This window comes from Nocardia ignorata NBRC 108230, assembly GCF_001612905.1.
GTDB classification, from domain to species: domain Bacteria; phylum Actinomycetota; class Actinomycetes; order Mycobacteriales; family Mycobacteriaceae; genus Nocardia; species Nocardia ignorata.
Window position 1 is genome coordinate 15,476 of sequence record NZ_BDBI01000020.1, and the last position, 25,474, is coordinate 40,949.

Genomic DNA, 25,474 nt, shown 5'->3' on the forward strand with positions numbered 1-25,474 from the left:
TCCTGCACGCTTATTCGGAATGGAGAAATATCGTGGGTATCGACTCGAACCGGTCGGTCACGCTGGAACCGGTCGTCGTCGGCACCGGTCCGGTGTCACCCGCCGAGGTGGTGCGGGTGGCACGGGAGGGTGCCGCGGTGCGGCTGGCCGAGGAAGCGCTGGCCGCCATGGGCGAAAGCCGCGAGCGCATCGAGGCGCTGGCCGCCGACCCGCGACCGGTGTACGGGGTCTCGACCGGGTTCGGCGCGCTCGCCGTGCGCCACATCCCGCGTGAGTCGCGTAAGCAATTGCAGCGCAGCCTCATCCGCTCGCATGCCGCCGGATCGGGGGCCGAGGTGGAGCGGGAGGTGGTGCGCGCCCTCATGCTGCTCCGCCTCTCGACGCTGGCCACCGGCCGCACCGGCGTGCGACCGGTGGTCGCCGAGACCTACGCCGCGCTGCTGTCGGCGGGCATCACCCCGGTGGTCCACGAATACGGCAGCCTCGGCTGCTCCGGTGATCTCGCACCGTTGGCGCACGTGGCTCTCGCCGTCATCGGGGAGGGCACGGTCCGCGACGCGAGCGGCACCGCGATGCCCGCCGCTCAGGCACTCGCCGCCGCCGGGATCGCACCGGTGGAGCTGGCGGAGAAGGAGGGGCTCGCTCTCATCAACGGCACCGACGGCATGCTCGGCATGCTGCTGCTCGCCTGTCACGATCTGCGCGCGCTGCTGCGGCTGGCCGATGTCACCGCCGCCATGAGCGTCGAGGGCCTGCTCGGTACCGACAAGGTGTTCGCCGCCGACCTGCAGGCGCTGCGCCCGCAACCGGGCCAGGCGGTCGCCGCCGCGAACATGACCCGGCTGCTGGCCGATTCGGCGATCGTGGCCAGTCATGCCACCCCCGACTGCACCGTGGTGCAGGACGCCTACTCGCTGCGCTGCGCACCGCAGGTAGCCGGTGGCGCCCGCGACACCCTCGCCCACGCCGAGCGGGTCGCGGGGTACGAACTGGCCAGCGCCGTCGACAATCCGGTGGTCACCCTGGACGGCCGCGTCGAGTCCAACGGCAACTTCCACGGCGCCCCGGTGGCGTACGTGCTGGACTTCCTCGCCATCGTCGTCGCCGACGTGGCCAGCATCAGCGAGCGCCGCACCGACCGTTTCCTCGACAAGGCGCGCAACCACGGGCTGCCGCCGTTCCTCGCCGACGACCCCGGTGTCGACAGCGGCCACATGATCGCGCAGTACACCCAGGCCGCGCTCGTCTCCGAGCTCAAGCGCCTCGCCGCGCCCGCATCGGTGGACTCGATCCCGTCCTCGGCCATGCAGGAGGACCATGTGTCCATGGGCTGGTCGGCCGCCCGCAAACTGCGCCGCGCCATCGACGGCCTCACCCGTGTACTGGCCATCGAGGCGCTCACCGCGGCCCGCGCCCTCGACCTGCGTGCGCCGCTCACATCGTCACCCGCCACGGCAGCGGTCCGCGATGCCCTGCGGACCCTCGTCCCAGGTCCCGGCCCCGACCGTCACCTCGCGCCCGAAATCGAGGCGGCGGTGAATCTGGCCGCGTCGGGCGCGCTGCTGGAGGCCGCGGAATCCGTTGTCGGCCCGCTGGATTGACCCGGCGGTGCCGACCGCGTCGCTGTAACCGACTCGGCCCCAGGTGGTTCCCACCACCTGGGGCCGTTTTGTCGTGGATTCCGGGCTCCGCGTGGTGAAAGCGGCCGGCGCGTCTTGGGGGCTGTAAGGCCGCGACTCACGCAGGTGATTCCGGACATCCGCCGCGTAGTTACCCGTGACACGATTCGGCGCCGGGTGCGTTTCACACCCGGCGCCGAAGTATGCGATATCAGCTCTCCTGCATCGGGATTCGCACACCGCGTTCCCGGGCGACCTCGGCCGCGTGCTCGTAGCCCGCGTCCACGTGACGGATCACGCCCATACCGGGATCGTTGGTGAGCACCCGCTCCAGCTTCTGCGCCGCCAGGGGCGTGCCGTCGGCGATACACACCTGACCCGCGTGGATGGACCGGCCCATGCCGACACCGCCGCCGTGGTGGATCGACACCCACGAGGCGCCCGATGCCGTATTGAGCAGGGCGTTGAGCAGCGGCCAGTCGGCGACGGCGTCCGAGCCGTCGGCCATGGCTTCGGTCTCGCGGTAGGGCGAGGCGACCGAACCGGAATCGAGGTGATCGCGCCCGATCGCCAGCGGCGCCGACAGCTCGCCCGAGGCCACCATCTCGTTGAAACGCAGTCCGGCGCGGTGCCGTTCGCCGTAGCCGAGCCAGCAGATACGGGCAGGCAGACCCTCGAATGTCACCTTCTCACCGGCCATGGTGATCCAGCGCTTCAGATGCTCGTTGTCGGGGAACAGCTCGAGAATCGCGCGGTCGGTGGCGGCGATATCGGCCGGGTCACCCGAGAGCGCCGCCCAGCGGAACGGGCCGAGGCCCTCCTCGAACAGCGGCCGGATATAGGCGGGCACGAAACCGGGGAACGCGAAGGCGCGGTCGTAGCCGCCCTTGCGGGCCTCGTCACGGATCGAGTTGCCGTAGTCGAACACCTCGGCACCCTTGTCCATGAACCCGACCATGGCCTCGACATGCTTGGCCATGGATGCCTGCGCCTCGGTGGTGAACCACACGGGGTCCTTCTCGGCCATGGTGTGCCAGTCCTCGAGCGCGACCCCGATCGGCAGGTAGGACAGCGGGTCGTGCGCGGAGGTCTGGTCGGTCACCACATCGATCGGCGCGTCCATGGCAAGCAGCGCCGGGAACACCTCGGCGGCATTACCGACCAGACCGATCGACAGCGGCCTGCGCTCGTCGCGCGCGGTGACGGCCAGCTCCAGCGCCTGCTGGAGCGAGTCCGCCTTGGTGTCCAGATAGCCGTGCGCGATGCGGCGATCGATGCGGGCCGGATCGACATCGACACACAGGGCCACGCCGTCGTTCATCGTCACCGCGAGCGGCTGCGCGCCGCCCATCCCGCCGACACCCGCGGTGAGCGTGATCGTGCCGGCCAGCGACCCGCCGAAACGTTTACGCGCCACCGCACCGAAAGTCTCGTAGGTGCCCTGCAGAATGCCCTGGCTGCCGATATAGATCCACGAACCGGCGGTCATCTGCCCGTACATCATCAGGCCCGCCTGTTCGAGTTCGCGGAACTTCTCCCAGTTGGCCCAGTCGCCGACCAGATTGGAATTGGCCAGCAACACCCGCGGCGACCATTCGTTGGTGCGGAATACGCCGACCGGTTTCCCCGATTGCACGAGCAGTGTTTCGTCGGACTCGAGGGTTTCCAGGGTCCGCACAATGGCGTCGTAGGCCGCCCAACTGCGGGCCGCGCGCCCGGTACCGCCGTAGACGACCAGATCGTCGGGGCGTTCGGCGACCTCGGGGTCGAGATTGTTCATCAACATCCGCAGGGCGCCCTCCTGCTGCCACCCCTTGGTGTGCAGCTGGGGACCGCGCGGGGCGCGGACGGGGCGCGGACCTGCGGCGGGCGCGGTGTCGTCGGTCATGTGTTCACTCCTCGAAAGACGGGTGTGTCCGGGGTCACTGAACACCAGATTAGTGGTATAGTCCTGTCTATACAAGTAGCTGCCGGAATCGGCCGCGACGTATTCTCTTGGTCGAGCGGAGGGAAATACCGGTGGTGGCGATCGAAGTGGCCGATGCGGAGCTGGCCGCGCTCTACGGCGAGCTCGGTACGGAGTTCGCGGCATACGAGCGGGTCAAGCAGCTGATCATGGCGCAGATCAAGGGCGGCCGATGGAGCGCGGGGGAGCAGATACCCTCGGAGAATCAGCTGGTCGCCGCGCTCGGGCTGTCGAGAATGACGATCAACCGCGCCCTGCGCGATCTCACCGCCGACGGTGCGCTCACCCGGGTGATGGGCGTCGGCACGTTCGTCGCCGCGGGCAAGGCCACCTCGCCGCTGTTCGAGGTCAGGAACATCGCCGACGAGATCGCGCGGCGTGGGCACCGGCACCGCACCGAGGTCGTCTTCGTGCGCGCCGAGCAGATCGACGAAGGCCATCCGGTCCTCGGAAACGACCTGAGCGGCACGGCGTTCCACTCGCTGCTGGTGCACCGCGAGGACGAGGTGCCGATCCAGCTCGAGGATCGCTACGTCAACCCGGCCCAGGCGCCCGACTACCTCGCCCAGGATTTCACCACTGTCACCCCCAACACCTATCTGAGCGAGGTCGCCCCGCTGCTGCGCGGTGAGCACGTCGTCGAAGCCGTGCGGGCGAGCCAGGACGAGTGCGCGCTGCTCGGCATCGCCCCCGACGAGCCGTGTCTGCTGATCCGGCGCCGCACCTGGTCCTCCGGCGGCCTGGTGAGTGCGGCGCGGCTGATTCATCCGGGATCACGTAATCGTCTCGAAGGCACTTTCGGTACCGAACCGGGCTGAGGGCGACTCGCCCGTTCCGGTGACCGCGTTCATCGGCGTCGCTGAATTAACATGACCCATGAGCAAATATTTCGCAAACCGAGTTATCGCCATTTCGTGACAATCGGGCGAATGGCGTTCACCGGGCTGTAGCTTTGTTTATGGATCGCTGAGTTCGACGTTCGCTGAGTTCCACCATGGAGAGGGCGGAAATGGCTACGATCACGCGACGCTCCGGGGCGACGATGGCGCCCTCGACTCTGGTAACTCTCGGTTTGATCCTCTTGATCCCGGTATTGCTCACCGCGGGCCCGATCGCCGCCTCGGCGATGATCGCGCACTACGCCGGTGTCGGCTGGTCCGGGGGACTCGTCCTGTCCGCGATCGCGGTGGTGGTCGTCGGTTCGATCCTCGCCGCCGTGTGGTCGTTCCGGCTGGCTTGGCAGCGCGGTCACCGGCCCTTCGGTTCGCGCCCCCGCTGACAACCGCCGCGCCGCGCCACGGGGTCCTCGCCCGTGGCGTGTCGTCGTACGGAATCCCCCCTGAACCGATGTTTCGCTGCAGCGCAGCCCATTTCGGGGCCGTGCGGCTGTGGTTTTCGATTCGCGCGACCGCGTCACCGATTGTAGAGTCGCGAACGTAACACTTCTCGGCCGTCGAAGTCGCCGGCCTCTGGACGTCTCCCGCTGACCTCTCAGCCCAGATGCGCAAGCCCACAGTGTCGTGGCACCCCTCCGTGAAACCGTACCCGCGATGAACAGTCGCGCGCTGACCGCACCCCTCCGGCCTGCTTGCCGCACGTGCGTAATCGCTTGTGCCGCAGCGTGTTGCATGTCACTACGGTGATGACATCAAGACGTCGGCTGTAACTCTGTCATCAGTTACTTCTGCTCAAAAACTATGTGCGACAGCACTATTCGTGCACGTCAGAGCGAAACCTTCACTAGTGCTTGACAATTGGGACAACCGTCTACAAAACTACCCGTCGGTAGCCAGTGATCGGGACAACACGGCCCCGACGCCCGCCGGTGGCGACACCCCTCCGACTCCTCCGCGGCGATTCCTCGAAAAACCCTGTCCACCAGGCGCAATGAGCCCTGCCGCCATCGTGACCACACCAAAGGAGTTCAGCGCTATGGACAACTCCGCGCTAGCCTCAGCCCATCGCCCCGAGGTTCCCCAGGCGGTGCACGTGGAGCACCCCGGTGACCAGGTGAGGGTCCTGCCGCGGCCGGCCGGGCCGGTCGAGCAGCTCCCGCTCGTCACCGCGCGCCTGCCCGAAATCCTGCTCACCGGTGAGGATTTCGACGACATCTACCGCCATGTGCTCGCCGCGCCCGGCAAGCGGGTGCGGGCCAGGCTCGTGCTGGCCTGCGCCACCCTGCTCCCCGAGGCACCAGGCGACGCGGTGTCGCCTGCCGACGCGGTCGACCTGGCCTGCGCGATGGAGATGCTGCACGAATCCTCGCTGATCCACGACGACATCTGCGACGGCTCCCTGCTGCGCCGCGCCGCGCCGTCGGTCCCCGCGGCCTTCGGTGTCCGCCAGGCCGCCCGCGCCGGTTTCCACATGGCGGGCGCCGCGATGAAGGTCGTGGCCCGCGTGCTCGCCGACAACCCGGCGATGGCCGATCGCGTCATCGACGCTCCCGGTATCACCTTCGCCGACCGGCTCTCGGAGCTGTCGTTCGGCCAGCTCATCGAGACCCTGCCACCCGCCGTCGACGTGCCCGCGCTGCGCAGGCACTACGAACTGGTCGCCATCGCCAAGACCGGCACCCTGTTCCGGCTGTCGTGCGCCTACGGCGGCACCGCGGGCGGCGTCGACCTGGACCGGCTGCACGCGCTGATGGTGTACGCCGACCAGCTCGCCATGGCCTTCCAGATCATGGACGACGTCCGCGATATCGAGGGCGGCCCCGGCCTCGGCAAGGATGCAGGCGGTGATCTCGAACGTCGCGTGCCGACCTGGCCGGTCATCGAGTGGCTCGACCTGCGCGAGGGCGCCCGCGACCTGTGGCTCGACCCGGCCACACCGAGCGAGACCCTGCGCACCGACCTCGTCGACAGCGGTGCGACCAAGGCCGCCCGCGTGGTCGCGGTGACCGCCACCGAAACCGCGGCCGACGCGCTCGACGTGTTCGGCCCCTCTCCGGCGCGGGACGACCTGCGCGAACTTCTGCGGCAGGTGATCTCCCGATGAGCGATGTCCGACTCCTCCAGCTGGCCCGCGGCCTGCGTGTCCTGCGCCGCGCCCCCGACCTGGCCGCCATGCGCGCCGCGCGCACGCCCGAGGAACTGGCCCGGCTCGCCCTCGTTCCGGCCGGACGCAACCTCGGTATCGCGGTGAGTTTCCTGCCCGGCCACCAGCGTGCCGAAGCCGCCGCGGCCCTGCTCGCGTGCCGGGTGCTCGACGCCTACGAAGATCTCGCCGACCGCGACCACGCGGGTGCGGCTGTGCTGGCCGCAGCCGAATACCTGAACGGCACAAGCGATTCCGCCCCGCCCGCGCTGCCGCCGATCACCGGCGTCGTGCGCGACAGCGAGGCGCTGGATCTGTTGCTCGCCGAGCGCATCGCCGACATCCGCGCGCTGGTCACCGGATTGTCGCCGCAGGCGCGCGAACGGGTGGCGAGCGTGCTCACCGACATGGCCGCCGTGATGGCCCGCAACCTCGACAAGCCGCTGCCGCGCGTCACCTACAGCGAGGGTGTGCTCGGCCGCGTCACTCATTACGCGTGCACCCTGGTCGCCGACGGCGTACTGCCCGAGGACGACCTGCGCGAGCTCACCGGCTGTATCGCGGTGATCGCCCAGTCGGCCAACGACCTGCGCGACGGCGAACTCGAGCTCTACGGCGCCGCCGACCGCGAGGAACTCACCCGCATGGTGATGCTGCGTCAGCTCGCCCCGACCCTCGGTGGATTCGCGCTGCTCGCCAGGCTCGGCCCCGGCACGCCGGGATTCGGCGCCCGCGCGGCCATGGCCTACATGACCATCACCACCTCGGCATTCCTGTGCGGTGCGGTCGGTGCACCCAAGCCGTACCGGCGTCCGCTCACGGCGTCCGTGCTGGCCGCGGGTTCACCGAAGTACTGGACCCGCATGCTCGAGCGGGTGCGCGCGGGCGCCGACGGCGCCATCCACACCATGCTCGACGCCGCGCCGGACTTCGCGGCCGAGCGCCACGTCCCCAAGACCGATGTGCTGCGCGCCGGTGGTGAGAACTCGGCCGCGACCTCGCTGGTCCCGCTGATCGTCGACACCACCTTCGCCCTGGTGCGGGCCCTGCCCGAGGAGCCGATGACCGGCGAACCGGCCGGCTCGACGGTGCGCACCATGATGATCGCCGACCACCTGGCCTTCGGGGCCATGGAGCGGGTGCCGGGCAACCGGCCCGACGCCCTGCGCGACCTCGCCGAGCGCCTGCAACAGGCAGCGCTCGCCACCGACGCAATTCGTTCATGAGCATCGTCACTACTAGCGAAGGAGCTCGCCCATGAGCACCCCAACGCCCGTCGCGCCTACCGAGAAACCGCCGTTCAGCCGGCGGGTCCTCAAACTCGAGCACGCCTCCAATGTCGGTCCGCTCGTGCACATCGCACTGTGGATGGGGATGACCGCGGCCGCCCTGTTCGTCCCCGCCGCGGGCAACTGGTACATCGCGATCCCGCTCATCATCGTGCTGTCGCTGCTCAACCTCTCGCTCACCATCGGCGTGATGCACATGCACACCCATCGCCCGCTGTTCGTGTCGAAGCTGCCCAACCGGGTGGTCGACATCCTGTGCTGCCTGCCGGGCAACCTGACCGCCGCCGAGATGCGCGAGGTGCACGTCCTCAACCATCACCGGTTCAACGACGGTCCGGGTGACGTCACCGCCACCACCGGCATGGAGAAGGGTCTCGGCGCCATCTGGTACTGGATCCGCTACGGAACCATCGTCAAGATCCACACCGTGCGCACGGTGTTCGCCGCGAACCCGGCCCCGCGCCGCCGCCGCACCCGCCACCAGTTCATCTTCGACCTGGCGGTGTACTTCGTGGTCATGGCCGCGGTCTGGTACGCGGCGGGCACCGAACGGTTCGTGCTGTTCTACTGGGTGCCGTTCCTCATCACGCAGGTCAACGCGGGCTACTTCGCCTGGCTGAGCCACGCGCCGGCGCGCCGGTTCGAGGACGAACCGAGCACCTCGCTCAACAACGCGGGCAACATCCTCAACTTCCTCATCTTCAACCAGGGTTACCACAGCGTGCATCACCGCTACCCCGGTATCCACTGGAGCCAGATCCCCGACAAGCTCGACTACATGCGTGATGTCAACCCCGGCGTCATCGTGCCGTACTGGATGGTCGCGCAGTCGGGCTGGCGCCTGGTCGTGCCCGGTGGCTTCCTCAACGAGCGCTACGGCACCAAGTGGAAGGCGCGTCTCGAGCAGCGCCTGGAGTCGGGCACCGTCCGCAACCGATACCTGCCGTGGTTCGCATGGATCTGATGACTCCCCAGCAGGCGCGGGGCGTGCTGAGCACGCCCGGTCGGCTCGTCCCGTTCCTGTTCTCTTTCGCCGTGTACGCCTTCGCGGGCATCACGGTTCCGCTGATGCTGTTGTTCGCCGGCGGCTGGTTCCTGCCCAAGACCGTCGACAAGGGACCGCACCTGTCCGCGGTGCCCGCCGTCGCGATCGACCTGGTGCTGCTGGCCTTGTTCGCCCTGCAGCACTCGGGCATGGCCCGGCCGGCGTTCAAGGCCTTGATCACCCGCTGGGTGCCCGAAGCGCTCGAGCGGACGGTCTACATCATCGGCGTGTGCCTGGTGATGTGGGTCATCATGCTGGCCTGGCAGCCCATACCACACGTACTCTGGTCTGCTGAAGGTGCGGTGGGTATCGCGCTCGATGTCGGGTTCTGGATCGGGTTCGTGCTGGTCTACGCGGCGACTCTGCTGCTGAACCATTTCCATCTACTCGGTATCAGCCAGGCCTACCGGCAGTACGTGATCCAGGTGCCGGACGCCACCGTCGACCGGTTGCAGGTCAACGGTGTGTACCGGCTGGTGCGGCATCCGCTGATGACCGGGCTGCTCGTGTCGTTCTGGTTCGCCAGGGAGTTCACGGTCGGCCACCTGGTGTGGGCGCTGGGTCTGACCGGGTACATCCTGCTCGGTACCTACCTGGAGGAGCGTGACCTGATCGCCCGCTTCGGTGCGTCGTATCGCGCCTATGCCGCACAGGTGCCCGCGTTCTTCCCGTCCGTGCGCAGTATTCTCGGCCGATCGACTCGGTAAGCGCGAGGCCGACCGCCCGGCGTCGTTCCGGTAGGAAGGATGTCGGGCGGTGAACCTGCCCGAGTTGGGAGAGGAATCGATGTGACCACGAAAACGGGCATGGTCGTAGGGATCGGGCGCGCCCACGCCAAAGCGATCCTGCTGGGCGAACACACGGTCGTGCACGGCACGCCCGCGATCGCGTTCCCCCTGCCCGCCCTGCCGGTGCGCGCCCTCGCGCGCCCGGCCGAACCCGGCACCGGGTCGCAGGTTCCGGCCGACGGGCACTTCCGTTTCACCGTCGGGGGAACCGACACCGCCCTGTCCGGTCCACGGGTCGCGGCCGAGGAAGCGTTGCGGCGGTGGGGAATCACCGATACTACCGTCGAAGTCGTTGTGGAGTGCGGGATTCCGCTGGCTCGTGGGCTCGGTTCCAGCGCCGCGTGCGCGGGGGCCGCGGTGCGCGCGGTCGCGGATCTGCACGGGCTCGTCGTCGAACCCGGCGAACTGTACGACCTCGTGCAATGTGGCGAACAGGTCGCGCACGGGCGGGCCAGCGGCATCGACGCCAGTGCCGTCCTGGCGAACGGTCCGATCCGGTTCCACCAGGGCCGGGCCGAGCCGATGCCGATCGGGCTCGACGCCGCGCTCGTCATCGCCGACACCGGCGTGCCCGGCTCCACCCAGCACGCGGTGGCAGGCGTGCGGCGCAGGCTCGCCGAGGACCCGGTGCGGGCCGGGTCGTTGCTCGAGCGCGCCTCGGGCCTGATCGAGGCCGCGGGCGACGAGCTGTCGGCCGGTGCCGCCGAATCGCTCGGCAAGACCATGCTCGATTTCCAGGAACTGCTCGCCGAACTGGGGGTGAGCACGCCGCACATCGACGCCCTCGTCACCGCCGCGCTCGGTGCGGGCGCCCACGGCGCCAAGCTCACCGGCGCCGGTCTCGGCGGCTGTGTGCTCGCCCTCACCGAGCCCGCCTCGGCGCCCGGGGTGAGTGCCGCGCTGCGCCGTGCGGGTGCCGTGCGAACCTGGACGGTGCCGACTCGCGCCATGCACGCCGGCGCCACGCCCCTGTCCGCCACGACTTCGGAACCCGGTACCCACCAATGACTTCGACCTCCGCCACCGGCGAGGCCACCGCGCTCGCCTACCCGAACATCGCCCTCGTGAAGTACTGGGGCAAGCGCGACGAAACGATGTTCCTGCCCGTCACGAGCAGCCTGTCGATGACGCTCGACATCTTCGCGACCACCACCACCGTGCGCGTCACCGACGGCCCGGCCGACGAGATCGAGTTCAACGGCACCGCCGCCACCGGTTCCGCGCACAGCCGCATCGAACGTTTCCTCGACCTCGTGCGGGCCGAGGCCGGTCGTACCGAACGCGCCACCGTCGTCACCGTCAACGACGGCCCGACCGGGGCCGGGCTGGCCTCCTCGGCGAGTGGTTTCGCCGCGCTGGCCACGGCCGCGGCCACCGCTTACGGTCTGGACCTGGACGGGCGTGCGTTGTCGCGGCTGGCCCGGCGGGGGTCCGGGTCGGCGTCGCGCTCGATCTTCGGCGGTTTCGTGGTGTGGCACGCGGGCGAGGGCGACGGCGAGGCGGGCGATCTGAGTTCCTATGCCGAGCCGATCGGCGGCGACGAACTCGACCCCGCCCTGGTGGTCGCGGTCGTGAACCAGACCGCCAAAACGGTGTCGAGCCGTGACGCCATGCGCGCCACCACCCAGACCTCCCCGTTCTACCGGCCGTGGGCCGAGTCGTCGATGCTGGACTTCGACGAGATGCGCCGCGCCGTCGCCCGCGGTGACCTGGCCGCCATCGGTGAGATCGCCGAGCGCAACGCACTCGGCATGCACGCCACCATGCTCACGGCCCGCCCTGGCATCCGCTACCTCTCGCCGCACTCGCTCGCGGTGCTCGACGCCGTGCAGGCCCTGCGCGCCGACGGTGTGCTCGCCTACGCGACCATCGACGCGGGCCCCAATGTGAAGGTGCTGTGCACCCGCGCCGACGCCGCCCGAGTGGCCGCGACCGTGGAGAGCCTCGGCGATTTCGTCACCACCCGCACCGCGCACATCGGTCCCGGCGCCGCCTTGCTCCCGGACACCGCGCAGGTCGGGGTCTCATGATTTCCTGTCGCGCCCCGGGCAAACTGTTCGTCGCGGGGGAGTACGCCGTCGTCGAACCCGGTCACCGGGCCGTGCTGGTCGCCGTCGACCGCTACGCAACCGCAACGGTCACGGCGACCGACGGTGACACCGTCCTGGCCTCGGATCTGGAGGGCGGCAGCTCCCTCCGGTGTCGCCGCGTGACAGCCGACCAGGCTGGTGTGGCTGCCTCGGCGGAACCGGCCACCACGAACTCGGCGACGGCCGCACTCGCAGGTCATTCCGGCTCCTTCGTGTCCACGACAGGGTCGGTTCCGGCCACCTTCTCCTATCTGTTCGCCGCCGCATCGGTGCTCGACCGACTGGTGCTCGAACGCGGAATCACCCCGCGCCCTTATCGTTTGGATGTCACTGCCGATCTCGGTGACGCCGACGGCCGTAAGTTCGGCCTGGGTTCGAGCGCGGCGGTGACGGTCGCGGCGGTGACCGCGCTCGGCGAGTTCTACGAGCTCGGCCTGAGTTCGATGGACCGCTACCGCCTCGCCATGCTCGCCACGGTCACGGTTCATCCCCGTGCTTCCGGCGGTGATGTCGCGGCCAGCACCTGGGGCGGCTGGCTCGCCTACAGCTCCCCGGACCGCGCCCGGGTGGCGGAGGCGGCCGAGGTCCACGGCGTCGACGCGGCACTTCGCCTGCCGTGGCCGGGTCTGTCGGTGCGCCCGCTGCCCACTCCGACCACGCTCGACCTGCACATCGGCTGGACCGGCACCCCCGCCTCCACCCCCGCCTTGGTCGCGGGCCTCGGCGCACCCCTCGACCGCGCGGAGTTCCTGGTGCGCAGCGATGCCTGCGTCGAACGCCTCGCCGCGGCTGTCGACGCCGACGACCCCGCCGCCATCCGCACCGAAATCGACTGCGCGCGTGAGCTTCTCCTCGGTCTCGACGCCGCCGAGCGGCTCGGCGTCATGACCGAACGCCTCGCCGCGTTGTGTCACGTGGCGGCCGAGGTCGGCGCCGCCGCGAAACCCTCGGGTGCCGGTGGCGGCGACTGCGGTATCGCCCTGCTCGAGCACGGCCGCGCCGACGCTGTCGCCGCACTGACCGACGGCTGGGAAGCCGCCGGAATCCGCAAGCTGCCCTTGCGGATCCACCCGTCCGAAGGAGTTCGCGCATGATCGCCGACCGCAAGGACGACCACGTTCGCCACGCGGTGAACCATCGCCGCAACCACAGCGGTGGCAACGATTTCGACTCCGTCGCCTTCGTGCACCACGCCCTGGCCGGCATCGACTCGGCCGACGTGCGGCTCGGCGTCGATTTCGCCGGAAAGCATTGGACCTCACCGCTGTACGTGAACGCGATGACCGGTGGCAGCACCAACACCGGCGAGATCAACCGGCAGCTGGCCGTCGCGGCCCGCGAGACCGGAGTCCCCATCGCCTCGGGGTCGATGAGCGCCTACTTCCGTGACCCCGCCGTCGCGGGCACCTTCCGGGTGCTGCGCGAAGAGAACCCGCACGGGTTCGTCCTGGCCAATGTGAACGCCAACGCCACCCTCGACCAGGTGCGCAGCGCGATCGACCTGCTCGAGGCCGACGCGCTGCAGATCCACGTGAACTCGGTGCAGGAAGTCGTGATGCCCGAGGGCGACCGCGCCTTCGCCGGGTGGCCGCGCCGCATCGAGGAGATCGTCGCGGGCGTGCCGGTGCCGGTGATCGTCAAGGAGGTCGGGTTCGGCCTCAGCAGGCAGACCGTCACGTGGCTGCGCGAGGCCGGGGTGACCGTGGCCGACGTGGGCGGACGCGGCGGAACCAATTTCGCGCGCATCGAGAACGACCGGCGCGCGGGCGCCGACTTCGCCTTCATCGAACAGTGGGGTCAGTCGACGGCCGCGTGCCTGCTCGACTGCACCGGCATCACCGGCATCGACATCTCCGCCTCCGGCGGCATCCGCTCGCCGCTGGACATGGCCCGCGCCCTGGCGCTCGGCGCCAAGGCGACCGGTGTGGCGGGAGCGTTCCTGGAAACGCTCGTCGACCACGGCACCGAGGCCCTCGTCGCCAAGATCACCACCTGGCTCGATCAGCTGCGCAACATCATGACCGTCCTCGGCGCGACCACGCCCGCCGAGCTCACCGGTCGCGATGTGCTCGTCACCGGCGACCTGGCCGGCTTCTGCGCGCTGCGCGGCATCGATGTGGCCTGTCTCGCCCACCGGAGTCCCTGGTGGCGCGAATCGAACCTCCGAGAAGGAGTCATCCATGAATGACATGTCGTACGCGGCTGTCCCGATGCAGTGGGTCGGTCCGCTGCGGATCACCGGCAATGTCGTCGACGACTCCGTCGATGTGCCGCTGGCCACCTATGAGACCCCGCTGTGGCCCTCGGTGGGGCGCGGTGCGCGGATCAGCACCCTCACCGAGAAGGGCATCGTCGCCACCCTCATCGACGAGCGGATGACCCGGTCGATCCTGCTCGAAGCCGACGACGCCTACACCGCCTACACCACCGTGCGGCAGCTCGAGGCCCGTATGCCCGAGCTGCAGGAGGTCGTCTCGGGCAGCAGCCGCTTCGCCCGGCTCATCGACCTGAACCACCAGATCGCCGGCAACCTGCTGTTCCTGCGGTTCGAGTTCACCACCGGCGACGCCTCCGGCCACAACATGGCCACCCTGGCCAGCGACCACCTGATGGACCACATCCTGTCGACCATGCCCGGTGTGCGCTACGGCTCCATCTCGGGCAACTACTGCACCGACAAGAAGGCCACCGCCGTCAACGGCATCCTCGGCCGCGGCAAGAACGTCGTCACCGAACTGCTGATCCCGCGCGAGGTGGTCGAGGCGCGGCTGCACACCACCGCCGCCAAGGTCGTCGAGCTCAATATCCGCAAGAACCTGATCGGCACCCTGCTCGCGGGCGGAATCCGTTCCGCCAACGCGCATTACGCGAACATGCTGCTGGCCTACTACCTGGCCACCGGTCAGGACGCCGCCAATATCGTCGAGGGCTCCCAGGGCGTCACCCACGCCGAGGACCGCGACGGTGATCTGTATTTCTCGTGCACCCTGCCCAACCTGATCGTCGGTACGGTCGGTAACGGCAAGCACGCCAGTTTCGTCGAGGACAACCTGGTGCGCCTCGGCTGCCGGGCCGAACGCGAGCCCGGCGAGAACGCGCGCCGCCTCGCCGTGATCGGTGCGGCCACCGTGCTGTGCGGTGAGCTGTCGCTGATGGCCGCGCAGACCAATCGCGGTGAATTGATGCGTGCCCATACCCAATTCGAGCGGTCAACCACGAGCAACGGGACACAACGATGACCACAACGCCGGTCGGTATCCACGACCTTTCGTTCGCCACCACCCACTACGCCCTCGATCACGCCGTCCTCGCCGAGCGACTCGGGGTGGATCGCGACAAGTTCTACCTCGGCATCGGCCAGGAACGCATGAGCGTGGCCGCCGCCGACGAGGACATCGTCACCATCGCCGCCGCGGCCGCCCAGCCGATCCTGGAACGGCACGGCACCGACAACATCCGCACGGTGCTGCTGGCCACCGAGACCGGTGTCGACCAGTCGAAAGCCGCTGCCCTGTACCTGCATTCGCTGATCGGGCTGCCCAACGCGGCGCGGGTGGTCGAGCTGAAGCAGGCCTGCTACGGCGGCACCGCCGGGCTGGCGTTCGCCGCGGGCCTGATCGCGCGTGACCCCTCGCAGCGGGTGCTGGTGATCGCCGCCGACATCGCCAAGTACGAACTCGACACCCCGGGCGAGCCGACCCAGGGCGCCGCGGCGGTCGCGATGCTGGTCACCGCGAACCCGGCCATCCTCGCGCTCGACCCGATCTCGGGGCTCTACAGCGCCGACATCATGGACTTCTGGCGCCCGAACTACCGCTCCGAAGCCATCGTCGACGGCAAGACCTCGGTGAACGCCTACCAGAAGGCCGCACAGGAGGCGTGGAGCGACTACCGCCGCCAGGGCGGTCGCGAGCTCGGCGAGTTCGCCGCGTTCTGCTACCACCAGCCCTTCACCAAGATGGCCTACAAGGCGCACCGGCACCTGCTCGAGAGCCAGGGCCACACCGCCGAGGCCGCCGATCTCGAGGCCGCCATCGGCGCCACCACCACCTACAACCGCACCGTCGGCAACAGCTACACCGCGTCGCTGTACCTCGGCCTGGCCTCGCTGCTCGACCACGCGGACGACCTCACCGGCAAGGCCCTGGCCATGATCAGCTACGGCTCCGGCAGTGTGGCCGAGTTCTTCAGCGGCACAGTACAACCCGGCTACCGCGCGCACCTGCGCACCGAGGCCAACCAGGCCGCGATCAGCTCGCGCGAGATGCTCGACTACGACCACTACCGTGCCCTGCACGAAGCGGTGCTGCCCACCGACGGCGCCTACCACGCCATGGCCGAGGAAACCCGGCGCCCGTTCCGGCTGGCCGCGATGTCGGGCCACAAACGCATCTACGAAGCTCGGTGACCGTGGCCGATCCGGAAATACGGCACGTCAGGATCATCATCGTCGGAAGCGGGCTGTCGGGCGTCGGCGCGGCGGTCCGGTTGAGTCAGCAGGGGCACACCGATTTCCTCGTGCTCGAACGTGGACCCGATGTCGGTGGCACGTGGCGGGTGAACACCTACCCGGGTGCCGGGTGCGACGTCCCCTCGCAGCTGTATTCGTATTCGTTCGCGCTGAACCCGAATTGGACGAGGTCGTTCTCCCCGCAGGCCGAGATCGAACGCTACATCCGGGACGTGTCGGAGCGTTTCGGGGTGCGTGACAAACACATCTTCGATTGCGAGATGACGGCGGCGCGCTGGAACGACACCGATGGCCGATGGGAGATCCATACCAGCCGTGGGCAGTTCACCGCCGATGTGGTCGTGTCGGCGGCCGGTGTGCTCGCGGAGCCGAATCTTCCCGATATCAAGGGGATGTCGAGCTTCGAGGGAGAGATCTTCCATTCGGCGCGGTGGAATCACGAGTCGACTCTCGCCGGTAAGCGGGTGGCGGTGATCGGCACGGGATCGTCCGCGGTGCAGATCATTCCGTCGATCGCGCCGGAGGTGGCGAGCCTCGATGTGTATCAGCGCACCGCCACCTGGGTGATGCCGCATCTGGGCCGTCGCTATACGGCGGTCGAGCGGTTCGCGTTCCGGCGGATTCCCGGCTTCCAGCGGCTGGTCCGGGCCTTGATCTACCTGCTGCGCGAGATCTTCGTCGTCTTCCAGGCCAAGTACCCGCGTGCGGCGGTGCTGCTGGAGTTGGTCGGCCGGGTCAAGATGTTCCTCGAGATCCGTGATCCGCAGGTGCGCCGGAAGGTGGTGCCGGCGCATCGTCTCGGCTGTAAACGGATGCTGGTGTCCAACCGTTTCTATCCGGCGCTCGACCGCGACAATGTGGATCTGGTGACGGATTCGATCGCGGAGGTCCGGGCGAATTCGATCGTCACCGAAGACGGCACCGAACGCGAAGTCGATGCGATTGTGTTGTGCACGGGATTCCAGGTATCGGATTCCCCGACCTACAACCTGTACGTCGGCCGCGACGGGCGCACCCTGTCGGAAATCGGTGAGGCGGAAGGGTATCGCAACTACAAGGGCACAACGGTCGCGAACTTTCCCAACCTGTTCTTCATGCTCGGTGCCAATTCCGGCTTGAATTACACCTCGCTGATCTACATCATGGAATCCCAGTTCCGGTACCTGATCTCGGCACTGGAAACCATGGAGCAGCGAGGCCTGCGCACCGTCGAAGTCCGCAAGGACGCCGAGGAAGAATACAACCGGGGAATCCAGCGCAAGATGGCGAAAACGGTGTGGGCCACCGGTGGGTGCCGCAGCTGGTTCCTCGACAGCATGGGCAACAACGCAGTGCTGTGGCCGGACTTCAGTTTCCGTTACCGCAGGCAGATGCGCTCTTTCGATCTCGAGGCGTATCAGACGACCGCCAACTGAACCCGTCGATCCCGGAGCTGCTGTGCGGCTCCGGGATCGACGTCGGCTCAGAGCCCGATGGTGCCGGACATCGAATCGAGCAGCGTCAGGGCAACGTCGAGCAGGCCTCCGAGTGCAGCAGAAAACATTGATTTTCTCCTTCGATATGGGGGATCATCCGCGAAAAGAGCACCCGAATGCGCCGACAGCGTCGGTGTCATCGGGGTTGTGCAGCTCAACGAATCAGCGAGATGATCGCTGGATATCCGGATGCACACCTGGCTCGGTGTGGGAGTGCGCTATCACCGTAGCAATGGAGTTTGACTCCGACAAGCAACGGGTAGACGTGTCAGCGCGGATTTTTTCCGGCCCGCCGCCGCATTTTCCGGCAGTTGTCAGGACGAGCTCAGCGACGACATTCCCGGCGGGCGCGTCGAGGCGCGCAGTGGATTCGCGGTCGGGAAGGTGATCGACGGCAGCGTCACCCACATGCGTACCCGGGTGCCCTTTTCGTCGTGGGTGAATTCGAGATCCTCGGTGAGTACCCGCATCATCTCCACACCCCGGCCGCGATAGCCGGGGTCGGTGGGGGTGGGCACCCAGCGGCCGGTGTCGGTGACCTTGATGACCACCCGGTCACCCTCGCAGGTGGCGGTGAGGACGACCCGGCCGGGTGCGGTGTCGCGGTAGGCGTGTTCGACGCTGTTGCTGCAGGCCTCGTTGGCGGCGGCGACGAGGTCGGCCGCCAGGTCGTGCGGCACGGCGGCCGTGGCGAACCAGCGGTAGAGGGTGCGGCGCAGGCCGGTCAATTCCACTGCGGCGGCGGGAATGTCGACGTGCAGCGGTTCCGGCGGCTGGCGGTAGACGACCATCGCCACGTCGTCGTCGTAGCCCGCGGGCGGGCACAGCCGCGACAGCACGGCGTCGGCCACATCGCGGGGGAGCGCGCCGCCGGTTTCGCTGAGGACGTCCGCGATCTTCACGAACCCCTCCTCGATGTCGTAGCCGCGCTGTTCCACCAGCCCGTCGGTGAACAGCACCAGGGAGGAGCCCGCGGGCAGCGCGGTGGTCGCCTCGGGGCGGCGCGGAGTGTCGAAGGTGGCCAGTGGCACCGCCCGCCCGCCTTCCAGGATCCGGCCCGGCCCACCGGGAGCCGCCAGGATCGGCGGCATGTGGCCAGCGTTGGAGTAGCGAACCACGCCGCGCTCGGGGTCGAGCACGGCGGCGCACACGGTGGTGCACATGGCGCCGGGAATCCGCGCGGCGACCGCGTCGAGTTCGGCGAGCAGCTGGGCGGGTCCGGCGCCGCGCAGCAGCAGCGCCCGTGCGGCAGTGCGCAATTGGCCCATCACCACCGCCGCGGACAGGCCTCGGCCGACGCAGTCGCCGACGACCACACCGATGGTGCCGTCGCGCAGCGGGACCACGTCGTACCAGTCGCCACCGATCTCGAGCGGCGGCAGGGCGGGTTCGTAGTGCACCGAGAATCGCGGCGGCAGTTCGATCGGGCCGAGCATGGCACGCTGCAGGGTGAGCGAGGTGGCACGGGCCTGGTCGAAGTTGCGCGCACGCTGCAACGCGACGCTGAGATGGCCGACCAGCAGCGAATACAGCGCCCAATCGGCGGCACTCACCGCGCGTGGGGCGCCGAAGCGCACCCACAGCGCCGCGTCGCCGGTCTCACCGAGCGGCGCCACGACGGCGTCCACGCCGCCCTCGTCGCCGGTGATGGCCGACAGGCCGCGCGCGGACTGCCTGCGCGCCCGGTCGAGCAGTTCGTTGGTCTGCTCGTCGAGCACCACCGGAGCCTCACCGCGCGAACTCGGCTGCTGCACCGGCGTCGCGACGAATCTGGCGTTGGCGGAGACGAATTCGGGTTCCGTCGGGGCCTGCGCCGCGGTGGGGGACTCGCCGCAGGAGTAGAGGTCGGGTCGACCGGTGCGGCTCGGCCACACCGCCACGAGTGCCGTGCGCGCGCCCATCGTCCGCCGCAATTCGTCGAGCCCGACGGCGAGGACCTCCACCATGCTGGTGGCCGCGCCGACCGCGGTCGCCAGTCGCGAGGCCGCCTGGTCGCGGGCCTGCGCGTCGTGCTCGGCGGTGACGTCGCGCACCGTGCCGACGAAGATCCGCTCGTTGTTCTCCTGCTTCACCAGCGAACTCGCGCTCACCGCCAGCCAGCGTTCGCGGCCGTCGCGATGCCGCACCGGCATCACGAAACGTGAGGCCTCGGTACCGATCTGGGGATAGCCCTTGCGATCGTGCAGTGCCCACGGATGCGGCAGCGCGAACGGCACCTCCTCGGGCCCGTACCCGGTGAGCACCCCGAACGCCGAGTTCACCTCGACGATCGTCCCGTGCTCGTCGGCGACGAAGAACCCGTCCTGCAGCGACTCGACCAGCGCGGTGCGGAACGCGTCGCGGCCCGCCAGATCCTCGGCGCGCGAACGCTGTTGCTCGTAGCGCTTGGTGCCGTCGAGGTAGCCGCGGGTGGCGATGTCGAGCGCGGCCATCGTCTGCAGCAGGAATTCCAGCGCCACCTCCGCCCCGCGCGAATACGCCTCGCTGCCCGCGAGTTCGGCGACGGTGCGGAAGTGGTGCTCGGTGAGATCGAGCAGGCTGATGCCCTCGACGAGGGCGCGCCTGCCGAGGTCGTAGCCCTCGCTCAGGCCTGTCTGGCCCGGCGCGGCGACATGGCGGCGCAGGGCAGCCGAATAGTCGTCGAGGAACGCGGCCAGGACAGCACTCATCGGCACCCTCTCACGATCCTGCTCCCCGGAATCGGGCCGCCAGGACCAGCGCGTCGTCGGTGTCCTTGGCGTCGCGGGCGAGCAGGTCGCCCGCGATGGCGGCCGCGGGCCTGGCCAGGTCGATCTTGTCGGCGTCGGCGGTGACGAGACCGTCGGTGGCCATCAGCAGCAGGTCGCCCTGTTTGATCGGCAGGGTCTGCGGCTGGAGGTGCGCGGGCAGCCGGTAGCCGACGATACCGCCGGTTAGCAGCATGGTCGCCCGCAGCTCCGGGCCCGCCGGACCGAGCGTGAGCAGCCGCGACTCCACATTGCCCACGCCGATCCATTGCAGGGTGTCGCCCGGCCCTATCAGCGCCAAAGACATTGCGGCGCCGCGGGTTTCGGCCATCGCCCGATGACACAGCACCATCAGCACATCCAGTGGTTCGCCGCGGTTGTCCGACAGCACGAGGGTCGCGCGATCGGCCGCGTCCGCCGCCGCGGCGCCGTGGCCGAGACCGTCGAGCACGCCGAAGAGCACGCCGCCGTCGCCGGTGTCGAGGACGACGCCACGGTCACCGGAGACGTCCTGGCCGGGTAGTGCCCGGCCTGCCGTCGACCATTCCGTGCGGCCGGTGATCCCGTCTTCATGCACCGTCGGGTACCCACTTCCACATTTCGATCAACGTCCCTCGGCCGGGGGCGGAATCGATGGTGATGCCGTCCATCAGCCTGCGAGCGCCCGGCAGGCCGAGGCCGAGGCCGCGACCGGTGGAGTACCCGTCCTCGAGCGCGCGCGGAATGTCACGGATGCCGGGACCCTGGTCCTCGGCTTGGACCACGAGGCTCTGGCGGCCGTCGCGGATGTCGACGAGCAGTCGGATCTCGCCACTGCCCGCGTAACTGGTGATGTTGCGGGCGATTTCGGAGATGGCGGTGGAGATCATGGTGCGGTCGGTGAGGGTGAAGCCGAGGTGAGCCGCCAGCTCGTGCCCGGCCTGGCGTGCGGTCACGATGTCCTCGGACACCTTTACTGCGATCGCGACCTGCTCAGCGGCCACTGTCACGACCATCTCGTCGGCTGCGCGGGTGACGGTTCAGCCAGGCGAGACCTTCTTCGAGGTCGAGGGCCGTCTGCATGTCCTCGAAGGTGAGTCCGAGCTGCACCATCGCGAACGCGACCTCGGGCTGTAAACCGACGATCACCGTTTCCGCACCGCGCAGCTGGGTCATGTGGGCGATGGTGCGCAGCGACCGGGCGGCGAAGGAATCCATCACGTCGATGGCCGTGACGTCGACGATGATGCCGGTCGCGCGATAGCGGCTGACCTGCGTCATGAGATCGTCCTGCAGCCGCTCGGTGTCGGCGTCGGTCAGCGCCGACTGGACCGAGGCGATCAGGAATGTGCCCTGTTTCAGGATGGGTACCGGCATGGCGGACTGCTAGCGCCCGTCCCGCTCGCTCAGCCGCTCGGTGACCCGGGTGACCTCGTACCCGAGCAGCCGCTCGGCCTCTTCGATACCACCCTGCAGGTCGCCGACCGCGTTCATCTTGGACAGGTCGAGACCGATGGTCACCAGGGTGAGCGCGATCTCGGAGGACAGACCGGTGATGATGACGCTGGCGCCCATCAGGCCCGAGGCGTCGACGGTCTGTACGAGGTGGTTGGCGACCACGGAGTCGATGGCGGGCACACCGGTGATGTCGATGACGACCACCTTGGCGCGATTGGCCCGGATGGCGCGCAGCAGCTGCTCGGTGAGCTGACGGGCGCGCTGGGAGTCGAGCACACCGATGATGGGCAGGATGAGCAGCTGCTCGCGCACCTGCAGCACCGGGGTCGACAGCTCGCGGATGGCTTCCTGCTGGCGGCTGATGACGCGCTCGCGCTCCTGCACGAACGACACGCCCACGGTGTTGGCGATGCGGTTGGCGGCGGGCTCGTAGGCGTCGAGCACCTGGTTGAGCATCTCGAAGTTGGACTGGTACTTGGAGAACAGCGAGCGGGCGAGCACGTCGCGCAGCAGCAGCACGATTCCGAGGACCTCGTCGGTCTCGACGCCGCGGGGAATGATGCGCTCGGACAGGTCGCGGGCGTAGGCCTGCAGGGCCTCGACGCTACCGGTGACCAGCACCTCGACGTAGTTGTCGTACATGGAGGTGGCCTCGGAGAAGATCTCCTCCGGGGTCATCGCGGTGAGCAGTTCGGCCTCGGTGATGCGCCGTGCCCATTCCTCACGCAGGCCGGTGCGGTTCTGCCGGAGGTGCTCGACCAACTGGGGGAGCAGGTTGTTGTCCACCGGGCGCGCCGGTGGCGCATCCGCGGAAAGACTCGTTGACACCTCGGACATGGAAGCTCCTGCCCCTTTCGACGTTTTCACCAGGTGCGCACCGCACACGTTGACCGAAGCCTACTCATACCCCATCCATGGTGCTGTCCAAACCTGCCGGTAACCGGCTATCCGGGGGTGAAGCCGCGGGCCAGCGCCGCCAGGGCCCGATCCAGGTACACGGTGAGATCGGCGTCACCGCGTTCGAGCCAGGCGTCGAAGGCCGCGCGGGCGGCGGCCAGGGTGGCGCGGCCGACCGCCAGGGGGATCAGGTCGTCGGCGCTGGTGCCGAGCCTGCGCGCGGCGAATTCGCCGACCGCGCGCTCCCAGGCGTCGTAGTGCGCACCCGCGCCCGCCGACAGCGCGGGAATTCCCGAGATCAGGCGCATCCTGGTGCGCAGTTCGGGAATGTCTTCGGCGCGATACCTGTTGGCCGCCAACACGATCCGCCGCACCGCGGTCATCATCGGCTCGTCGTCGGTAACGGCGGCGAAGGCCGCGCGCAGGTCGGCCACCTCGTCGTCGAACTGGTGCCACAGCACCTCGCCCTTGCTCGGGAAGTAGCGGAAGAAGGTGCGTTCGCTGACGCCCGCCTCGGCCGCGATCTGCCCGACGGTCACCTCCTCGAAGCCGTGCTCGGTGAACAGGCGCATCGCGATGAGTTCCAGGGCGCGGCGCGTGGTGCGCGGTGGGCGGCCGCGCTGGGTCGGGGCTGACATGGATACAGCGTAGGGAGTGGGCCGCCCGCTGGAGCCGGGTCTTGATTATGTCAGTGACTGACGTTAATGTTCGGTCATGTTCGTGGCCCAGCTCACATCGCCGGAGGTCGACGCCTGTCGCGCGTCGATCCTGCTGGTTCCGCTGGGCGCCATCGAGCAGCACGGACCGCACCTGCCGCTGTCCACCGATCTCGACATCGCCTCGGCGCTGTGCGCGCGGGCCGCCGCCGCTCGCGACGACGTGCTCGTCGCGCCCGCCGTGCCCTACGGCGCCAGCGGCGAGCACGCCGGATTCGCCGGCACGCTGTCGATCGGGCAGGCCGCGCTGGAGCTGCTCGTAGTGGAGCTGTGTCGTTCGGCCACCGCGACTTTCGAGCGGATCGTGCTGGTCAATGCCCACGGCGGCAATGTCGAGGCGCTGCGTCGGGCCGTCACCCTACTGCGCTCGGAATCGCGCGACGTGCGCCTGTTCTGCCCCGGCTACGGCGGCGACGCGCACGCGGGCCACACCGAAACCTCCCTCCAGCTCGCCATCGCGCCCGACCGGGTGCGCACCGAGCTGGCCGAACCGGGCGACACCCGCCCGCTCGCCGAGGTGCTGCCGCTGCTGCGCACGGGCGGGGTGGCCGCGGTGAGCCACAACGGAATTCTCGGCGACCCGACCGGGGCGAATGCCGCCGCGGGCACCGAACTGCTGAGTGCGGCGACCGCCGCGCTCCTGCACGACCTGGGCCGCTGGTGGCCGGGTGACAACGAGGAAGGACCACGTCGATGAACCCCTGGTTCGAGACCGTCGCCGAGGCGCAGCGTCGCGCCCGCAAGCGGCTGCCGAAGTCGGTGTACGGCGCGCTGATCGCCGGTTCCGAACGGGGCCAGACCATCGAGGACAACCAGACCGCGTTCACCGAACTCGGTTTCGCACCGCACTGCGCGGGCCCCATCGGGGACCGCGACCAGTCGACAACCGTCCTGGGGCAACAGGTGTCGATGCCGGTGCTGATCTCGCCGACCGGCGTGCAGGCGGTGCACCCCGACGGTGAGGTCGCCGTGGCACGGGCCGCGGCCGCACGCGGCATCGCCATGGGCCTGAGTTCGTTCGCGAGCAAGCCGGTCGAAGAGGTGATCGCGGCCAACCCCGCCACCTTCTTCCAGCTGTACTGGTGCGGCAGCAAGGACCAGATCCTGGAACGGATGGAACGCGCGAAGACCGCCGGTGCGGTCGGGCTGATCCTCACCCTCGATTGGTCCTTCTCGCACGGTCGCGACTGGGGCAGCCCGCAGATCCCCGAATCGCTGAACCTGCGCACCATGATGAAATTCGCACCGCAGACCCTCGCCCGCCCGCGCTGGCTGGCCACCTACCTGCGCTCGGGTTCCATCCCCGACCTCACCGCACCCAACATGTCGGTCGGCGGCGGCGCCGCGCCCGGCTTCTTCGGCGCCTACGGCGAATGGATGCAGACACCAGCCCCCGACTGGGACGACGTGGCCTGGATCTGTGCGCAGTGGGACGGCCCGGTGCTGCTCAAGGGCGTGATGCGAGTAGACGACGCGCTGCGCGCGGTCGACGCCGGCGTCGCGGGCATCTCGGTGTCCAACCACGGCGGCAACAACCTCGACGGCACCCCCGCCGCCATCCGGGCCCTGCCGGTGCTGGCCGACGCCGTGGGCGACCAGATCGAGGTCCTGCTCGACGGTGGTATCCGGCGCGGTAGCGATGTCGTCAAGGCCGTCGCCCTCGGTGCCCGCGCGGTCCTCATCGGCCGCGCCTACCTGTGGGGTCTGGCCGCCAACGGCCAGGCCGGTGTGGAGAACGTCCTCGACATCCTGCGCGGCGGCATCGACTCCGCCCTGCTCGGCCTGCGCAAGACCTCGGTCACCGACCTGACCCGCGACGACATCGTGGTCCCGGACGGTTTCGAACGCGCCCTCGGCATCCCCGACACGGCCCGCACCGCGAACACCGCCGAGAAAGTATTGCGGTAAGCGGTATT

General features: G+C 69.0%; 24 protein-coding genes. 16 read left to right on the forward strand and 8 right to left on the reverse strand.

Annotated elements, in window-relative coordinates:
* Positions 1–32: 32 nt before the first annotated feature.
* The gene (gene hutH / locus NI2_RS17035) at positions 33–1,601 is read left to right on the forward strand and encodes a histidine ammonia-lyase (protein ID WP_067492182.1); all 1,569 of its coding nucleotides are present in this window, start codon (positions 33–35) and stop codon (positions 1,599–1,601) included.
* Positions 1,602–1,830: 229 nt separating this feature from the next.
* Here the strand turns inward: hutH and hutU are convergent, their stop codons facing one another.
* On the reverse strand, positions 1,831–3,507 hold the full coding sequence (gene hutU, locus NI2_RS17040; protein WP_067492014.1) for a urocanate hydratase: 1,677 nt from the start codon (positions 3,505–3,507) through the stop codon (positions 1,831–1,833).
* Positions 3,508–3,632: 125 nt separating this feature from the next.
* Here hutU and hutC point away from each other — a divergent pair, with 125 nt between their 5' ends.
* The 13 genes from hutC to NI2_RS17105 all read left to right on the forward strand — a co-directional run bounded on the left by hutC (position 3,633) and on the right by NI2_RS17105 (position 17,722).
* On the forward strand, positions 3,633–4,403 hold the full coding sequence (hutC, locus tag NI2_RS17045) for a histidine utilization transcriptional repressor HutC (RefSeq protein ID WP_084476493.1): 771 nt from the start codon (positions 3,633–3,635) through the stop codon (positions 4,401–4,403).
* A gap of 191 nt (positions 4,404–4,594) precedes the next feature.
* Complete coding sequence (locus tag NI2_RS17050; RefSeq protein ID WP_133733768.1) at positions 4,595–4,864, forward strand: hypothetical protein; 270 nt, start codon at positions 4,595–4,597, stop codon at positions 4,862–4,864.
* Between the two features lie 653 nt (positions 4,865–5,517).
* Entirely contained in the window at positions 5,518–6,585 is a 1,068-nt protein-coding gene (locus tag NI2_RS17055; RefSeq protein ID WP_067492019.1) for a polyprenyl synthetase family protein, read from the forward strand.
* Positions 6,582–7,850, forward strand: a complete 1,269-nt coding sequence (locus NI2_RS17060; RefSeq protein WP_067492020.1) for a hypothetical protein — start codon at positions 6,582–6,584, stop codon at positions 7,848–7,850. The genes NI2_RS17055 and NI2_RS17060 overlap by 4 nt, the downstream gene beginning before the upstream one ends.
* Positions 7,851–7,881: 31 nt before the next feature.
* Entirely contained in the window at positions 7,882–8,877 is a 996-nt protein-coding gene (locus NI2_RS17065) for a fatty acid desaturase (RefSeq protein WP_067492022.1), read from the forward strand.
* Positions 8,868–9,665: a methyltransferase family protein gene (locus NI2_RS17070; protein WP_067492024.1), complete on the forward strand. Its 798-nt coding sequence runs from the start codon at positions 8,868–8,870 to the stop codon at positions 9,663–9,665. The genes NI2_RS17065 and NI2_RS17070 overlap by 10 nt, the downstream gene beginning before the upstream one ends.
* A gap of 81 nt (positions 9,666–9,746) precedes the next feature.
* Positions 9,747–10,754 (forward strand): mevalonate kinase, encoded by a 1,008-nt coding sequence (mvk, locus tag NI2_RS17075; RefSeq protein ID WP_243749670.1) that lies wholly within the window; start codon positions 9,747–9,749, stop codon positions 10,752–10,754.
* Entirely contained in the window at positions 10,751–11,776 is a 1,026-nt protein-coding gene (mvaD, locus tag NI2_RS17080) for a diphosphomevalonate decarboxylase (protein ID WP_067492028.1), read from the forward strand. Before mvk ends, mvaD begins: the two co-directional genes overlap by 4 nt.
* The gene (locus tag NI2_RS17085) at positions 11,773–12,930 is read left to right on the forward strand and encodes a phosphomevalonate kinase (RefSeq protein WP_067492030.1); all 1,158 of its coding nucleotides are present in this window, start codon (positions 11,773–11,775) and stop codon (positions 12,928–12,930) included. The genes mvaD and NI2_RS17085 overlap by 4 nt, the downstream gene beginning before the upstream one ends.
* Complete coding sequence (fni, locus tag NI2_RS17090) at positions 12,927–14,024, forward strand: type 2 isopentenyl-diphosphate Delta-isomerase (protein ID WP_067492031.1); 1,098 nt, start codon at positions 12,927–12,929, stop codon at positions 14,022–14,024. Before NI2_RS17085 ends, fni begins: the two co-directional genes overlap by 4 nt.
* Positions 14,017–15,075: a hydroxymethylglutaryl-coenzyme A reductase family protein gene (locus tag NI2_RS17095; protein ID WP_208115300.1), complete on the forward strand. Its 1,059-nt coding sequence runs from the start codon at positions 14,017–14,019 to the stop codon at positions 15,073–15,075. Before fni ends, NI2_RS17095 begins: the two co-directional genes overlap by 8 nt.
* Positions 15,072–16,244, forward strand: coding sequence for a hydroxymethylglutaryl-CoA synthase (locus NI2_RS17100; protein WP_067492033.1), 1,173 nt, complete (start codon positions 15,072–15,074; stop codon positions 16,242–16,244). The genes NI2_RS17095 and NI2_RS17100 overlap by 4 nt, the downstream gene beginning before the upstream one ends.
* Positions 16,241–17,722: a flavin-containing monooxygenase gene (locus NI2_RS17105; RefSeq protein ID WP_067492035.1), complete on the forward strand. Its 1,482-nt coding sequence runs from the start codon at positions 16,241–16,243 to the stop codon at positions 17,720–17,722. Before NI2_RS17100 ends, NI2_RS17105 begins: the two co-directional genes overlap by 4 nt.
* A gap of 47 nt (positions 17,723–17,769) precedes the next feature.
* On the opposite strand, the gene NI2_RS34465 is transcribed toward NI2_RS17105, so the two are convergent.
* The 7 genes from NI2_RS34465 to mftR form a co-directional block, all read right to left on the reverse strand.
* Positions 17,770–17,922 carry a hypothetical protein gene (locus NI2_RS34465; protein WP_166655707.1) on the reverse strand — a complete coding sequence of 51 codons (153 nt, stop codon included), beginning with the start codon at positions 17,920–17,922 and terminating at the stop codon, positions 17,770–17,772.
* Between the two features lie 174 nt (positions 17,923–18,096).
* The gene (locus NI2_RS17110; protein ID WP_067492037.1) at positions 18,097–20,451 is read right to left on the reverse strand and encodes a SpoIIE family protein phosphatase; all 2,355 of its coding nucleotides are present in this window, start codon (positions 20,449–20,451) and stop codon (positions 18,097–18,099) included.
* Between the two features lie 10 nt (positions 20,452–20,461).
* Positions 20,462–21,085 carry a SpoIIE family protein phosphatase gene (locus NI2_RS17115; protein WP_067492038.1) on the reverse strand — a complete coding sequence of 208 codons (624 nt, stop codon included), beginning with the start codon at positions 21,083–21,085 and terminating at the stop codon, positions 20,462–20,464.
* Positions 21,078–21,503, reverse strand: coding sequence for an ATP-binding protein (locus tag NI2_RS17120; RefSeq protein WP_067492040.1), 426 nt, complete (start codon positions 21,501–21,503; stop codon positions 21,078–21,080). Before NI2_RS17120 ends, NI2_RS17115 begins: the two co-directional genes overlap by 8 nt.
* Positions 21,481–21,864, reverse strand: coding sequence for an STAS domain-containing protein (locus tag NI2_RS17125; RefSeq protein WP_067492042.1), 384 nt, complete (start codon positions 21,862–21,864; stop codon positions 21,481–21,483). Before NI2_RS17125 ends, NI2_RS17120 begins: the two co-directional genes overlap by 23 nt.
* 9 nt (positions 21,865–21,873) lie before the next feature.
* A complete protein-coding gene (locus tag NI2_RS17130; RefSeq protein WP_067492043.1) occupies positions 21,874–22,782 on the reverse strand; it encodes an STAS domain-containing protein in 909 nt (302 codons plus the stop codon).
* A 107-nt stretch (positions 22,783–22,889) separates the two neighbouring features.
* Positions 22,890–23,480, reverse strand: a complete 591-nt coding sequence (gene mftR / locus NI2_RS17135) for a mycofactocin system transcriptional regulator MftR (protein WP_067492045.1) — start codon at positions 23,478–23,480, stop codon at positions 22,890–22,892.
* Positions 23,481–23,556: 76 nt separating this feature from the next.
* On the opposite strand from mftR, the gene mftE reads away from it, so the two are divergent.
* Together mftE and mftD are read left to right on the forward strand one after the other, a co-directional pair.
* Positions 23,557–24,255 carry a mycofactocin biosynthesis peptidyl-dipeptidase MftE gene (gene mftE, locus NI2_RS17140; RefSeq protein ID WP_067492047.1) on the forward strand — a complete coding sequence of 233 codons (699 nt, stop codon included), beginning with the start codon at positions 23,557–23,559 and terminating at the stop codon, positions 24,253–24,255.
* On the forward strand, positions 24,252–25,466 hold the full coding sequence (mftD, locus tag NI2_RS17145; protein WP_067492048.1) for a pre-mycofactocin synthase MftD: 1,215 nt from the start codon (positions 24,252–24,254) through the stop codon (positions 25,464–25,466). The genes mftE and mftD overlap by 4 nt, the downstream gene beginning before the upstream one ends.
* The last annotated feature ends 8 nt before the right edge of the window (positions 25,467–25,474 follow it).